10 protein-coding genes are annotated in these 14303 nt (G+C 65.7%); 3 read left to right on the top strand and 7 right to left on the bottom strand.

Features of this window, described 5'->3' with window-relative positions; all coding sequences use genetic code 11:
• Positions 1–11 precede the first annotated feature (11 nt).
• On the top strand, positions 12–377 hold the full coding sequence (locus AB7290_RS36380; protein WP_038942774.1) for a hypothetical protein: 366 nt from the start codon (positions 12–14) through the stop codon (positions 375–377).
• On the opposite strand, the gene poxB is transcribed toward AB7290_RS36380, so the two are convergent.
• From poxB to AB7290_RS36395, 3 genes are all read right to left on the bottom strand, one after another.
• A complete protein-coding gene (gene poxB, locus AB7290_RS36385; RefSeq protein WP_085399837.1) occupies positions 374–2110 on the bottom strand; it encodes a ubiquinone-dependent pyruvate dehydrogenase in 1737 nt (578 codons plus the stop codon). The genes AB7290_RS36380 and poxB overlap by 4 nt on opposite strands.
• 80 nt (positions 2111–2190) lie before the next feature.
• Positions 2191–2823 carry a 2-dehydro-3-deoxy-6-phosphogalactonate aldolase gene (locus AB7290_RS36390; RefSeq protein ID WP_085399799.1) on the bottom strand — a complete coding sequence of 211 codons (633 nt, stop codon included), beginning with the start codon at positions 2821–2823 and terminating at the stop codon, positions 2191–2193.
• Positions 2824–2836: 13 nt separating this feature from the next.
• On the bottom strand, positions 2837–3751 hold the full coding sequence (locus AB7290_RS36395; protein WP_085399798.1) for a 2-dehydro-3-deoxygalactonokinase: 915 nt from the start codon (positions 3749–3751) through the stop codon (positions 2837–2839).
• Between the two features lie 240 nt (positions 3752–3991).
• Here AB7290_RS36395 and AB7290_RS36400 point away from each other — a divergent pair, with 240 nt between their 5' ends.
• Both AB7290_RS36400 and AB7290_RS36405 read left to right on the top strand, forming a co-directional pair.
• The gene (locus AB7290_RS36400) at positions 3992–5089 is read left to right on the top strand and encodes an LLM class flavin-dependent oxidoreductase (protein ID WP_063985464.1); all 1098 of its coding nucleotides are present in this window, start codon (positions 3992–3994) and stop codon (positions 5087–5089) included.
• Between the two features lie 56 nt (positions 5090–5145).
• The gene (locus tag AB7290_RS36405) at positions 5146–5700 is read left to right on the top strand and encodes a flavin reductase family protein (protein ID WP_094183977.1); all 555 of its coding nucleotides are present in this window, start codon (positions 5146–5148) and stop codon (positions 5698–5700) included.
• A 263-nt stretch (positions 5701–5963) separates the two neighbouring features.
• On the opposite strand, the gene AB7290_RS36410 is transcribed toward AB7290_RS36405, so the two are convergent.
• From AB7290_RS36410 to AB7290_RS36425, 4 genes are all read right to left on the bottom strand, one after another.
• Positions 5964–6923 (bottom strand): IS5 family transposase, encoded by a 960-nt coding sequence (locus tag AB7290_RS36410; protein ID WP_085398127.1) that lies wholly within the window; start codon positions 6921–6923, stop codon positions 5964–5966.
• 102 nt (positions 6924–7025) lie between these two features.
• Positions 7026–8882: a sigma-54-dependent Fis family transcriptional regulator gene (locus AB7290_RS36415; RefSeq protein ID WP_085400487.1), complete on the bottom strand. Its 1857-nt coding sequence runs from the start codon at positions 8880–8882 to the stop codon at positions 7026–7028.
• Between the two features lie 95 nt (positions 8883–8977).
• Positions 8978–12280, bottom strand: coding sequence for an acetyl-CoA carboxylase family protein (locus AB7290_RS36420; RefSeq protein WP_085400485.1), 3303 nt, complete (start codon positions 12278–12280; stop codon positions 8978–8980).
• A 194-nt stretch (positions 12281–12474) separates the two neighbouring features.
• Complete coding sequence (locus AB7290_RS36425) at positions 12475–14157, bottom strand: methyl-accepting chemotaxis protein (protein WP_085400483.1); 1683 nt, start codon at positions 14155–14157, stop codon at positions 12475–12477.
• Between the last annotated feature and the right edge of the window lie 146 nt (positions 14158–14303).

The raw sequence follows: 14303 nt of genomic DNA on the forward strand, positions 1-14303 counted from the left end.
GAGGTATTGGATTGCGGCATCCGCTCGACATCATCGCCATGTTCGCCGCGCTCTGGCTGCTGGCGTCGATGGTGCTCGACGCGCTGACGCCGAAGGAGCTGACCGCGGTGATGATCGGCATCGCGATCGGGCCCGCCATCGTCATCACCGCCGTGTTCTATTATTTGCGCTGCCCGCGCACCGATTTCGCGGTGATGTTCGCAGCGCTCTGGCTGATCTCCGATATCGCCATTGCATTCATCTCGCCGACGCAGCTGCCGTATTTCCTGATCGCACTCGGCTTCGTGCCGGCCCTGCTGATCGGCATCGTGCTGCACTGGCAGCGCTTCCAGCACCGCCACGAGCGGCTGCCCGCGCCTTCGGTGAAGCGGGGCTAGCGCGGTAGCAGATTTGTTTTAGCGAGATCCAGCACCTCGTCGCCGCGCCCGTTCATCACGGCGCGCAACACCCAGAGGCTGAAACCCTTGATCTGCTCGGGCGTGATGGTCGGCGGCATCGACAGCTCCTGCTTCGCCGTGACGACGTCGAGCAGCGCGGGTCCGTCATGCGCCAGCATCTCCTTCACGGCGCCCGGAAGCTCGCCGGGGTCCTCGACGCGTTTGGCGAAAATGCCCATCGCGCGCGCCATCGCCGCGAAATCAGGATTCTCAAGATCGACATTGGTGTCGACGAACCCGGCCGCCTTCATCTCCAGCGCAACGAAGCCGAGCACGCCGTTGTTGAAGACCACGATTTTCACCGGCAGCTTCATCTGGGTCAGCGTGATCAGGTCACCCATCAGCATGGTGAAGCCGCCGTCACCGGAAAGCGAGATGATCTGGCGGCCGGGCTGCGAGGCCTGCGCGCCGATCGCCTGCGGCATCGCGTTGGCCATCGAGCCGTGCACGAACGAGCCGATCAGCCGGCGGCGGCCGTTCATGTCGAGATAGCGCGCGGCCCACACCGTGGGCGTGCCGACATCGGCGGTGAAGACGGCGTCGTCGGAGGCATGGTCGCTGATGACTTTTGCCAGATATTGCGGATGGATCGGTTTGCTGCCCGGTGTCCCCTTCGCAAGCGAGTCGAGCCCTTCGCGCGCCTTCTTGTAATGCGCGATGGCGTCGTCGAGATGCCTCCGCTGGGTCTTGGTCTTGAGCAGCGGCAGCAGCGCCTCGATGGTCAGCTTGACGTCGCCGACGAGGCCGAGATCGATCTTGCAGCGCCGTCCCAGATTTTCCGGGCGGATGTCGATCTGCGCGACCTGCGCATCGGTGGGGAAGAACTGCTTGTAAGGGAAATCGGTGCCGAGCATCACCAGCGCGTCGCAGGCGTGCATGGCGGCATAGCCTGAGGAGAAACCGATGAAGCCGGTCATGCCGACGTCGTAGGGGTTATCGTACTCGACATGCTCCTTGCCGCCGAGCGCATGCACGATCGGGCTCTTCAGTGCTTCGGCCAGCTGCATCAGCGGCGCATGCGCGCCGGCGCAGCCGCGGCCACAGAACAGGGTGATGCGCTCGGCGCCGTTCAGGAGGTCCGCGAGCGCCTTCAGCTCGTCGGCCTGCGGCACAACCTTCGGCGCCGACAGCGCGAGCCCGCGCGTCGTCGACAGCGCGCGCTTGGGCGGGCTGCGGAACGCGATGTCGCCGGGCATCGCGATAACCGCGACGCCGCGCAGGCCGACCGCCGCACGAATGGCGTTCTCGATCACGTAAGGCAGCTGGCTCGCATCCGACACCAGCTCGCAATAATGGCTGCACTCCCTGAACAGGTTTTGCGGATGGGTTTCCTGGAAATAGCCGCCGCCGATCTCCGCCGAGGGGATCTGCGCGGCGATCGCGAGCACGGGAACACGGCTGCGATGCGCGTCGAACAGCCCGTTGATCAGATGCAGATTGCCCGGGCCGCAGGAGCCTGCGCACACCGCAAGGCTTCCGGTCATCTCGGCTTCGCCGGCAGCCGCGAAGGCCGCCACCTCCTCGTGGCGGACATGAATCCATTCGATGGTGCCGCGGCGGCGCAGCGCCTCGGTGAGACCGTTCAGACTGTCGCCGACGATGCCGTAGATGCGCTTGACGCCGGCCTGCTCGAGCGTTGCCACGAACAGATCGGCTACGTTGTTGATCGCCATGTCGGTCTCCTGATCTCGCTGGTGCAGCAAGATAGGATAAAGCGCGGCTATGACGGGATCACGGCTTGTTTATTGCTGGGTCAGTCTTTCACAATCGCCCGATCATAGGCCGCGATTGTCACCTTTGCGCGAGCGGCGACATCGGCGGCCGTCATGCCGGGCTTGTAGAGGCTGGAGCCGAGCCCGAACGCGGTCACGCCGCCCTTCATGTACTCGGCAAAATTCTGGTCGGAGACGCCGCCGACGGCGGCGATCATCACGCCCGCCGGCAGCACGGCGCGGATCGCGGCAATACCGGACGCACCGAGCACGCTGGCCGGAAAGAATTTCAGGCCCGATGCTCCGGAGCGCGCCGCGAGCAGCGCCTCGGTCGGCGAGAACACGCCCGGCAACGTCACCATGGCGTACTGATGTGCACGCGTGAGCACCTGCGTATCCACATTCGGCGAGACCATCAACTTGCCGCCGACGTCATTGAGACGATCGACATCTGCGGCGGTCAAGACCGTGCCGGCGCCGATCAGGACGCTGGCCGGCGCGAGCTTCGCGGCAATCGCGATCGAGCGGAACGGCTCCGGTGAATTCAGGGGGATCTCGATCGCGGTCATGCCGGCCTCGATCAGCACGCCGACGATCGCCTCGGTCTCCTCGGGCTTCACACCACGCAGGATCGCGACCAGCGGACGCTTCATCGGCGGAAAGGGAACGCTCATCTCAAGATTCCTCTCATTTCGTCCAGATCGCGGCAGCGGCCATCGACAGGCCGCGGCGAACGGCTTCATCGGCATCGATCGGCTGCACGGTGACCGACAGCGCATCGAAGGCCAGCCGGTACAGCATCGCGAGCCGCCCGGAGGCAATCAGCGTGATGCCCGCTTTCGGCACCGTGCCGGAGAGCCCTGCCGCCAGCTCGACGCCGATCAACGTGCCCGACAGCGTCTCGCGCGCGGCGGCCGGCGTGCCGCCGAACAGGAGCTGCCGCGACCGCGCTGTGAACAAAAGGTTGGCCGCGAAGGCCGGCGCTTCATACGCGGCTTTCACGGCCGCCTTGAAGCTCGCGACATCCTCGGCGTCATCGGCACCGGCGACCGCGAGTGACAAGATCGTCTCGCGCGAGACCACGCTGAAGAGCTCGCCGGTCATGAAGGTGGAGAAATGCACGACCGTGCCGTCCTTCACGCGCACCCATTTCGAATGCGTGCCGGGCATGCAGACCAGCGCTTCGCCAGGGGCCCCGAGACCGAGTGCACCGAGCAGCTGCGTCTCCTCGCCGCGCATCACGTCCGGCGCCCTGGTATCGCGCTGCGCGATCCCGGGCAGGATGCGAATATCGCGCGTCTCGCCGGGCACAAGCGCGGCCTGCTTCAGCACGGCAGAGAGCGGCGCAGGTGTGTCAACATAGCCGGCCTCGACCCAGCCGGTCTTGGCGCCGGCCATACCGCAGACAAGCACCGGCAGCTGGGCCGGGGCCTCGACAGCTGTGAGATGCGACTGCAGCACGCCGGCAAAGCCGGCCTTGGCCGCGGCCAGCATGCCCTCATCGCTGCGACGTTCAGCCAGCACCTTGCCGGCACGGTCGATCAGCCAGAGGCGGAAGCTACTGGTGCCCCAGTCCACCGCGACATAGGCGGGTTCGGTCATCTCAACACGTATCCTTAGTCTCACGGCCAAGACGCCGTCTCGCGACAATGAGACGACGGCGCGCAAATCCGCCCCGGGATATCGGCTATTGCCGCCTCAAACCAGCGATTTTTCGCGGGTCTGAGGCGCTCGCCGCGCTGGCACACCGCTTGCGATGCGGTGGCACACCGCTTGCTAAAGCTGTCCTGTTCAAGTCCGGGAACGCGCAACAAGACGCGTCAACATCAGATGAGGAAACCCATGGAGATCGGCTATTTCACGATGCCTTCGCACCCGCCGGAGTGCGGCTTGAAGGAAGGAAACGACTGGGACCTGCAAGTCATGCGCTGGCTCGATGAGCTCGGCTATCAGGAGGCCTGGGTCGGCGAGCACCACACCGCGCCCTGGGAACCCAATCCCACGCCGGACCTCCTGATCGCGCAGGCGCTGATGCAGACCAAGAATATCCGCATCGGGCCGGGCGGCTTCCTGCTGCCCTATCACCATCCGGCCGAGCTCGCCAACCGCGTCGCAATGCTCGACCATCTCTCCGAGGGTCGACTCAATTTCGGCGTCGCCGCTAGCGGCCTGCCGAGCGACTGGGCGATGTTCAACGTCGACGGCATGAGCGGACAGAACCGCGACATGACCCGCGAGGCGCTGGAGATCATCCTGAAGCTGTGGTCCGATCCCGCGCCCTTCACCTACAAGGGCAAGTTCTGGACGGTGACCAAGCCGGACACGATGTTCGACTTCCTCAAGCCCCACATCAAGCCGCTCCAGGCCCCGCATCCGCCGATCGGCGTTGCCGGGCTCTCTAAGAACTCGGACACGCTGAAGCTCGCCGGCGAGCGCGGCTTCATTCCAATGAGCCTCAACCTCAACCCTGCCTATGTCGGCAGCCATTGGGACTCGGTCGAGATCGGCGCCGCCAAGACCGGACGCAAGCCGAACCGGGCGGACTGGCGCCTCGTACGCGAGGTGTTCGTCGCCGACACCGACGAAGAGGCGTGGAAGCTCTCGACCGGTGACATGATGGGCCGGATGATGGGCGAGTACTTCCTGCCCCTGCTCGGCCATTTCGGCTTCAAGGACTATCTGAAGCACGCGCCCGACGTGCCCGACAGCGACGTCACCGTCGAATATTGCGCCAAGCGGAACTGGATCGTCGGCTCACCCGCAACCGTCGCCGAGAAGATCGAGAAGATCTACGACGAGGTCGGCGGCTTCGGCGTGCTATTGGTGTTCGGCTTCGACTACAAGCACAAGCCGGAGGCCTGGCGCCATTCGCTCTCGCTGCTCAGCAAAGAGGTGATGCCGCGCCTGAAGCATCTCGGCTCCGCGAAGAAGGCCGCTTGACGCGCGGCGGGTGCGGCGCAATCGTGTCGCACCCGCCCCGTTTCGGAGATTTCGGCGTGAGCGTCGACGCAAAGGATTTCAAACTGGCAATGCGCCAATGCGCCGGCGCGGTTGCGCTGGTCACGGTTGGCGCCGAGCACGGCAAGCGCACCGGGCTGACTGTGACATCAGCCTGCTCGCTATCGGACAATCCGCCGTCCCTGATCGTCTGCGTCAACCGTAACGCCAGCGCACATGCGCGAATCCGCGAGGAAGGCGCCTTCGCGATCAACTTCTTGCACGAGGACCACGCCGTGCTCGCGCTCACCTTCAGCGGCCAGAAGGGCGTCAACGGCGACGACCGATTTGCGTTCGGGCAATGGACGCGCGGGGTGACCGGCGCACCGGTGCTGACGGATGCGGTCGCCGCATTCGACTGCGTGCTGGCGCAGGAATTCGAGACCAAGACGCATTCGATCTTCGTCGGCGAGGTGCGTGGCGTCACGCATTCCGACGAGGCCGCGCCGCTGGTGTATCTGCGCAGCAGCTTCCACGTCCCTCACGAAATCCGCGGCACCGTTTCAGTCGGCGACCTCGATTCGCGGCATCTGAGCTGGAGCGATTTTTCGTAAGCTTCTCGCTTGCTGTTTTCCCTTCTCCCCTTGTGGGAGAAGGTGGCGCGAAGCGCCGGATGAGGGGTATGTCTCCGCAAACTCGAAAGGGAGTAATCGCGGAGGCAGACCCCTCACCCGTCTCGCCGCTACGCGGCGATCCACCCTCTCCCACAAGGGGCCTGTTGCGTTATCGGCTCTTGAGGCTGAAGACGTCAGGAGCGAGTGCCCTGGTCCCGGCAATTGCCTGGCAAGATCTGTAGTTGTCGCCCTGAGCGGGCAGCTCACGCGGCGATCGTGGCCCACCGCCTCATGTTGAAGGCGATCGAGGCGAGCAGGACTTGCCCGGTCGCCTTGATCAGACCGACGTAGCGGATGCAGGTCAGCCGCATGCGGCGTTTGAGAGTAGCGAAGGTGGTCTCGACCTGGGCTCGTCGACGCGCGATGAGGAGGTTGTAGCGTTTGAGCCTGGGCGGCAGTTCCGGGTGATGTCTGTTGGGCCGACGAGCGATGCGGGGCTTCTTGCCTTCCGCCTTCAGCCGGGCCCGTCGGGCATGGGTGTCGTAAGCCGCATCGGCCCAGACCACGGCTTCATCGCCGCGGATCAAAGCGTCCGCCGGTGTCGTATCGTTGACGTTAGCGGGTGTGGTCAACACCGCGCGGATCAAGCCGGATCCTTCGTCGACACCGACATGGGCCTTGTAGCCGAAGGTCGAGCCGCTTTTGCCCTGCCGTTTGGCAAACCGGGCATCAGGATCGTTTGAGGGGCGATCCTCCTTGGGCGGAGCCGAGACTGCCTGGATCAAGGTCGCATCCAGCATCGTGCCGCGCTTGAGGATCACGCCGGCATTCTCAAGCTGACGATCCAGTTCGCCAAACAGCTTCTCCAGCAGGCCTTGTTCAACGAGCTGGTTCCGGAAGCGGTTCAGGACCGTGTGGTCGGGCGTCGCATCCTCAAGGCTCAAACCGACGAAGCGCTTGAACGACAACCGGTCGCCCAGCGCTTCCTCGAGTTCGCGCTCCGAAAGACCATACAGCGACTGCAACAGCACAGCACGAAACAGCACCAGCACCGGATAGCCTGGTCGACCGGGCCCCCCTTCATCCCGCAAATGGCCGATCAGCTTCTCGAACCGGTACCACTTGACCAGGCCAGCCAGCCGATCCAGCGCCGCATTGGCGCCGGCTCCCTTCGGCATCAGCGCTTCCACAAAGCTCGGCTGTCCCGTCCGCTTGACCGCCATCGCTACCCTCCAAGGCTTTGCCCTAGGGAATCACAATTGACGAATTACGCAACAGGCCCACAAGGGGAGAGAGGAAGAAAGAACGCCGCATGCGACTGAACGCTACTGCGCCGTCTCGATCTTCAACTGCTTGATCTTGCGGTACAGGGTGGCGCGGCTCAGCTTCAGCGCGCGGGCAGCTTCCGTCACGCGGCCGCCATGCTTGCGTAGCGCCTCGACGATCGTCGCGCGCTCGGCCGTTGCGAGATCGGGCTCTGCCGTCCACCCACCGAACGGAGGCAGATCGAGATCGGCATCCATGATGACGCCGTCCTCCGCGGTGCAGCCGGCAAGCCGCAGCACGTGGCGCAGCTGGCGCATGTTGCCGGGATAGGGATAGGCCGAGAGCAACGCCCAGGCCTCGTCCGACAGGCGGCAATCCGGCGCCTCCTCGCGCGCGATCTGGCGGATGATATCGTCTCTGTCGGCGCGCTCGCGCAACGCCGGCAGTCGCACGTCCATGCCGCGCAGCCGGAAGTAGAGATCGGCGCGGAAGGCGCCCTCCTCCGCCATGCGGCCGAGGTCGCGATGGGTCGCGCTGATCAGGCGGATGTCGACCGGCACCGGCTTGAGCGCGCCGAGCGGCCAGACCTCGCGGTTTTCGAGCACGCGCAAGAGGCGCGTCTGCAGCGCGATCGGCATGTCGCCGATCTCGTCGAGAAACAGCGTGCCGCCGTCGGCCTGCACGATCAGACCCTTCGAGCCGTCGCGGCGCGCGCCGGTGAAGGCGCCGGCCTCATAGCCGAACAGCTCGGCGTCGATCAGGCTCTCCGGCATCGCCGCACAGTTCAGCGCGACATAATGGTTGCGGGCGCGGTTGCTCGCCGCGTGAATGGCGCGCGCGAACACATCCTTGCCGACGCCGGTCTCGCCATGCAGCAGCACCGGCAGATTGTGGTCGCCGATGCTTCTCAGCCGTTTGACGCTTTTGATCAGGCCGGGATCGCGACCTGCGAGCCGATGCAGCGAATTGAAACGATCGACGGGAACGTCACGACGCTGAGTGGACGGCCTCGCCCGCAGCGGCGGCGCGACATGTCCCTGCCCGAGCGCGCTGCCGTCGGCGCGGCGCAGTTCGACGACCTCGTCCGCACCACGCGCCGCGTGATGATCGAACTTGATATAGCGCGACAGATCGATGCCCGATGCGATCAAGCCGTCTGTGAGGCCCAGCAGCGCGCGCGCCGAACGGCAGGCGCCGACGATGCGGCGATCGTCGTCATAGGCAAGCAGGCCGCTGCCGCCGTCGCCCGGCACGGTGGCGATCCAGGCGTTGTGGAAATGGCCGCGGAAGATCGCGCCCTCCATCCGCCGCGTCGCCTCCATCGTCACCGCGAGCGCGAGCTGATGCCCGGCGCGTTCGAGATCCTCGCGGCACGAGGTGATGTTCACGGCACCGGCGAGCCGGCCGGCCTGATCGAACAGTGGCGCCACGGCGCAGGAGAACATGTGCCACTGCGCGCGAAAATGCTCGTCGCGATGCACCAGGATGGGCTTCTCTTCGGCAAGCGCAGTGCCGAGCCCGTTGGTGCCCTCGAAGGTCTCGGCGAAATTCGAGCCGGTGTAGATCTTCCAGTCCAGAAACATCTTTGCGTCGGCTTCGGCCGGCAGGCGGCTGAACAGCATGGTCGCGTTCACGTCAGCGAGATTGACGCAGTAGCCGGCGTCGCGCAGCACGCGGGCGAGATCGTCGAGCTCGGGGGTCACGAGCCTGATCGTCTCCTCCATGGGCCCGGCGACGTGGCGAATCTCGGCTTCGGTGAGCGTCTGCGGCGGGCCCTGGCGGGCGGGGTCGAGCTTGTGGCTCACCAGGCAGCGCCGCCAGGAATTGGCGATGCGCGAAGAGGCATCGACGTCGGCCACGTGATTGGCGACGGACAAGACACGGGCGACATGGTTCGAGGCCGAAAGGCTGGCCATCGCGGACGTCTCCACCCTGCATTATTGTGCAAAGTCTGGCAGCACAGGCGGGGATGTCAATCGGGAACCGGGACGCAGCTATTGCTGCACTGCGCTCACCACGTATCGATGCAGGGTCGCTTCTTCTTCGTCCTCGCGGGCGGCCTCGGCACCGAGCGCACGCCCGCCATGATCCAGCGCCGCGTCTCGGCGGGGTCGATGACGTTGTCGATCTCGAACACCGAGGCGATCGAGACCGCCTTGCCGTTGGCATAGAGCTCGGCGACCTTGTTCCGATAATAGGTCTCGCGCTCCTCGGGGTCGGCGATCGCCTCCATCTCCTTGCGGAAGCCGAGGCGGACATACCCCTCCAGGCCCATGCCGCCGAATTCGCCGGTCGGCCAGGCCGCGGTGAAGAAGGAGGCGTGGAAGCCGCCGCCGATCATCGACTGCGCGCCGAGACCATAGCCCTTGCGCAGCACGATGCCGAACAGCGGTACGGTAAGGCTCGCGCCGGTGACGAACATGCGCGAGACGTGGCGCACGATCGCGGTCTTCTCGGCCTCCGGACCGACCATGAAGCCGGGCGTATCGCAGAGCGAGACGATCGGCAGATCGAAGGCGTCGCAGAGCTGGAGGAAGCGCGCGGCCTTGTCGCCGGCGTCGGCATCGATCGCGCCGCCGAGATGGCGCGGATTGTTGGCGATCAGTCCGAACGGCTTGCCCTCGATGCGGATCAGCGCGGTGATCATGCCAACGCCGTAGTCGCGGCGCAACTCCAGCACGGAATCCTTGTCCGCGACGAGATCGATGACGCTGCGGATATCGTAGACCCGCAGGCGGTTCTCCGGGATGGCGCGGCGAAGCAGGCGCTGGTCGGCCGCTTGCCACTCCGTCACCGCACCCTGGAAGTAGGACAGGTATTTTTGAGCCACCCGCGTCGCCTCCTCCTCGTCCTCGACCAGGATGTCGATGACGCCATTCGGCGACTGGAACGTAACAGGGCCGACCTCGGCCGGATGATAGACGCCGAGACCGCCGCCTTCGATCATCGCCGGACCGCCCATGCCGATCGAGGCGTTCCTGGTAGCGATGATGACATCGCAGCAGCCGAGCATCGCGGCGTTGCCGGCAAAGCAGTAGCCGGAGACCACGCCGATAACCGGCACGAGGCCGGAGAGCCGTGCGAACTGCACGAAGGACGGGCCGTCGAGGCCGGTCATGCCGAGTCGGTCGGTGTCGCCGGGCCGGCCGCCGCCGCCTTCGGCGTAAAACACCAAGGGCACACGCCAGTCTTCCGCCAGCGTCAGCATGCGGTCGATCTTCTTGTGGTTCATGTGGCCCTGCGTGCCCGCGAGCACGGTGTAGTCGTAGGCCACGACGATGCAGCGGCCGCCCTCGGCGCCGAACTTCTCGGCATTCACCGTCGCAACACCCATCACGAGGCCGTCGGCCGGTGTGCTCTTGATGAGATCGTCGAGCTTGCGGCGGCGTCGCTGCGCTGCGATCGCAAGGCTGCCATATTCCATGAACGAGCCGTCGTCGACGAGCTGCGCGACGTTCTCGCGCGCTGTGCGCTGGTTGGTGTTGCGGCGGCGCTCGACCGAGGCCGGCCGGTTCGCATCGAGCGTATTGGCCTGGCGCGCGATCATCTCGGCGAGATCAGGGCGGATGTGGTCGAGATCGACATCGGCCTCCGCTGCCGACGCATCGGCCGCGACGTCGAGCGGCTCCAGATACATGATTGGTTCGCCATGCATCAGGGTCACGCCATCGCCGGCGACGAGCTTCATGACGCGGCCGCCCTGCTCGGCCATGACCAGATGCTCCATCTTCATGGATTCGATCACGGCGAGCTGCTGGCCCGGGCGCACGATCTCGCCTTCCTTCACCTGGATGATGACGATGGTTCCCTGCAAGGGCGCAGCGACCATCACCGCGCCTTCGGGCACGATCTGCGCGACGTGCGTCTCCGCGCCATGGCCGCTTCGCTCGGTCGCGGCAAAATAGAGCGGCTTTGCCGCGCCATCGGCCGCCTCGACCAGCTTTGCGATGTTGCGATCGATGAAATCGGTCGCGATGCGGTTAGTCCTGAAATCGGGATGTGCGAGCACGGCTTGGAGGAAGGCGATGTTGGTCACGACGCCGTCGATCCTGAACTCGCGCAAGGCGCGCGAGGCTTTTGCCACGACGTCGTGCCAGGCTTCGCCCGGCGTGTGCACGATGACCTTGGCCAGCAGGGAGTCGAACGCCGCGCTGGTTTTATAGCCGGCATAACCAAAACTATCGACGCGGACGCCGGGCCCCGACGGCGGCTCGAACACGGCGAGCACGCCGCCGGTCGGATGCGTCGCCCCCAGCTCGTCCAGCGTCTCCATGTTGACGCGGAGCTGCATGGCATAGCCACGCGGCTTTGGGATGGCGCCCTGTGCCAGATCAAGGGATGCCAATGTTGCGCCGGCGGCGACCGCGAGCTGGGCGCGGACGAGGTCGAGGCCGAGCACTTCCTCCGTCACGGTATGCTCGACCTGAAGCCGCGGATTGGCCTCGATGAAGGCAAAGCTGTCCTCGGCCGTGCCGTCGACCAGGAACTCGAAGGTGCCGAGATTGTCGTAAGACGCAGCGGTCGCGAGCTGCTTCGCAGCTTCGATGATGCGGCCGCGCAAGGCGTCACTGAGCGACGGGCTCGGCGCCACCTCGATCAGCTTCTGGTGCCTGCGCTGGATGGTGCATTCGCGCTCCCAGAGATGGGAGATCGCGCCGTGGCGATCGCCGATGATCTGCACCTCGATGTGGCGGGCCTGGCGGATCAGGCGCTCGGCATAGACGCCGTCGAACCCGAACGCCGCCTTGGCCTCGGATTGGCAGCGCGCATAGGCTTCCGCGAGATCGGCGGCATTCTCCACGACGCGCATGCCGCGGCCGCCGCCACCGGCCATCGCCTTGATCACGATCGCCGCGCCCTTGCCGAGGGATTCGAAGAATGCCGTGATCTCCTCCAGCGACGAGGGCCCGCTGGTGCCGGCGATGATCGGCACGCCGCAACGCTTCGCCAGTTGCCGCGCCGCGACCTTGTCGCCGAACAGTTCAAGCGCGGCCGGCTTCGGCCCGACGAAGGCGATGCCCGCATCCGCGCAGGCCTTGGCGAACGCGGCATTCTCGCTGAGGAAGCCATAACCGGGATGCACCGCGTCGCAGCCGGCGCTCTTCGCCGCCTTCACCGCCGCTTCGATATCGAGATAGGCCCGTGCGCCGCGGCCGGGGATTTCGACCGCCCCGTCGGCAACACGCGCGTGCAGCGACAGCGCGTCATCGGCCGGATGGATCGCGACCGTCGCGATGCCGGCATCGGCCGCCGCGCGCGCGATGCGGATGGCGATCTCGCCACGGTTGGCGATCAGGAGTTTCTTGAACGACATGCGGCGTCTCCATGCCCGCGGGCCGAGGCGCGGGTCGGCAGGTTCGATGATCCTGCTTCTTCACTTTAACCGCGCTCGTCAAGGGCGAGAACGCCCGTCGCAATAGCCGGTCCCGCGGGCCGGAATATCAGTTGCCGGCGCGCGCGGCGACGAGGCGCATAATCCGCGCCACGGCAGATAGTATGAGCGCGATGTCAGGCGGCCCGCACGCCCGCAACGAAGGTGCTGACCTCGTTCTCCAGTGATTGCAGCTTCTGCGACAGCCGGCCGCTCGATTGCAGCACGAGGCCCGCGGCCTGGCCCGTTTCCGCCGTGGCGTCGGTGACACCGGAGATGTTCTGCGAGACCTGGTCGGTGCCGGACGCCGCCTCCTGCACACTGTGGGCGATCGCCTGCGTCGCGGCGCCCTGCTCCTCGACCGCGGCGGCGATCGACGAGGAGATCTCGTTGACCTCCATGATGGTCTTGCGGATGCTCTCGATGTTGCCGACGACCTGGTTGGTCTCGGCCTGGATCGCGGTGATCTGCGCGCCGATCTCGTCGGTCGCCTTCGCGGTCTGGCTCGCCAGCGATTTCACCTCGCTCGCGACCACGGCAAATCCCCTGCCGGCCTCGCCGGCGCGCGCCGCTTCGATGGTGGCGTTGAGCGCGAGCAGGTTGGTCTGCGAGGCGATCTGGTTGATGAGGTCGATGACCTCGCCGATCTTGTGCGCGGCGGCGGCCAGCCCCTGCACGGTGTCGTTGGTGCGCTGACCGTCCGCGGCCGCCTTGTCGGCCACGCTTGCAGCCTGCGCGACACGCTGGCTGATCTCGGTGATCGAGGACGACAGCTGCCCGGCGGCGGACGCCACCGTCTGCACATTGCTCGACGCCTGCTGGCAGGCGGTCGCGACGAAGCTTGCGCGGTCGGTCGCCTTGTTCGCGGTCTCCGACATGCCTTGCGCGGCCTGCTGCATCGCGCGCGCCTCGGTGAAGACGTCGCGGACGACGGCCTGAACGCTCGCCTCGAACTTGCCGGCGAGATCGCCCATCGTCTTGCGTTTCTCGTCGTCGGCCCTCTGCTTCGTCTCCTGCTGCTCGGTATGCATGCGGCTCACCGCCGACGCATTGTCCTTGAACACGGCAAGCGCCTTGGCGAGCCCGCCGACCTCGTCGCTGCGGCCGGTGTAGGGCACCTCGAACGCGCTGTCGCCGGCGGCGAGTCGCTCGGTCAGCGCGGTGATTTTCGCGAGCGGCCGGGTCACGCTGCGGCCGATCACGAAGGAGCAGGCCAGCACCAGGACCAGGACGGCCAGACAAATGTAGGCGAATGTCGTCGCGTTCTGGCGGAAAACGGCGTCGACGTCGTCGAGATAAATGCCGGTGCCGATGATCCATCCCCAGGGCGCAAAGCCCTTCACATAGGAGATTTTTCCGACCGGCTGCTCGAAGCCCGGCTTCGGCCAGAGATAGCTGTAGAAGCCGGCGCCCTGCTTGTTGACGACGTCAACGAAGCCCATGAACAGCGCGTTGCCGGCGGGGTCCTTCATGCCGGAGAGATCCTTGCCGTCGAGCTCGGGCTTGATCGGGTGCATGACCATCTTGGGGGCCATGTCGTTGATCCAGAAATACTCGACCTTGTCATAACGCAGGCTCTTGATCGTTGTGATCGCGGCGGCCTGCGCCTGCTCGCGCGGCAACTTCCCCTCGCTCTCGAGCTTCTGATAGTGCGCCAGGATGCCGTAGCCGACATCGACCATGTGCTGCGTCTTGGCCTGGCGGTCGGCAATCATCTGCGCACGCAGGGTCGAGAGCGCGATCGGCGCCAGAGCGATCATGCCGAGGAGGCTGATGCCGACAATCAGGACTAGCTTGAAACTGATGCGGGAGAAAAACATCGGAGCTCGCAAGAATTGGAAGGGCTGATATGCCAGTTTATCCCGCACCCCTTAGCGAAGCTTTAAGCATTCGGGTTCCCCAAATCCCCACGAAATTGCGTTGGAGGCAGCCGGCGCGCGGCGTGCGACTTGGCAGGCTGGCGAGG

It is taken from the genome of Bradyrhizobium sp. 613_E4_N2_2 (assembly GCF_052075995.1).
Taxonomy (GTDB): domain Bacteria; phylum Pseudomonadota; class Alphaproteobacteria; order Rhizobiales; family Xanthobacteraceae; genus Bradyrhizobium; species Bradyrhizobium barranii.

What these genes read in the sequence shown, in the direction of transcription:
- poxB (WP_085399837.1), bottom strand. Translation starts at nt 2,110, where the DNA reads ATGGCGATCAACAACGTAGCCGATCTGTTCGTGGCAACGCTCGAGCAG.
- AB7290_RS36390 (WP_085399799.1), bottom strand. Translation starts at nt 2,823, where the DNA reads ATGAGCGTTCCCTTTCCGCCGATGAAGCGTCCGCTGGTCGCGATCCTG.
- AB7290_RS36395 (WP_085399798.1), bottom strand. Translation starts at nt 3,751, where the DNA reads ATGACCGAACCCGCCTATGTCGCGGTGGACTGGGGCACCAGTAGCTTC.
- AB7290_RS36400 (WP_063985464.1), top strand. Translation starts at nt 3,992, where the DNA reads ATGGAGATCGGCTATTTCACGATGCCTTCGCACCCGCCGGAGTGCGGC.
- AB7290_RS36410 (WP_085398127.1), bottom strand. Translation starts at nt 6,923, where the DNA reads ATGGCGGTCAAGCGGACGGGACAGCCGAGCTTTGTGGAAGCGCTGATG.
- AB7290_RS36415 (WP_085400487.1), bottom strand. Translation starts at nt 8,882, where the DNA reads ATGGCCAGCCTTTCGGCCTCGAACCATGTCGCCCGTGTCTTGTCCGTC.
- AB7290_RS36420 (WP_085400485.1), bottom strand. Translation starts at nt 12,280, where the DNA reads ATGTCGTTCAAGAAACTCCTGATCGCCAACCGTGGCGAGATCGCCATC.
- AB7290_RS36425 (WP_085400483.1), bottom strand. Translation starts at nt 14,157, where the DNA reads ATGTTTTTCTCCCGCATCAGTTTCAAGCTAGTCCTGATTGTCGGCATC.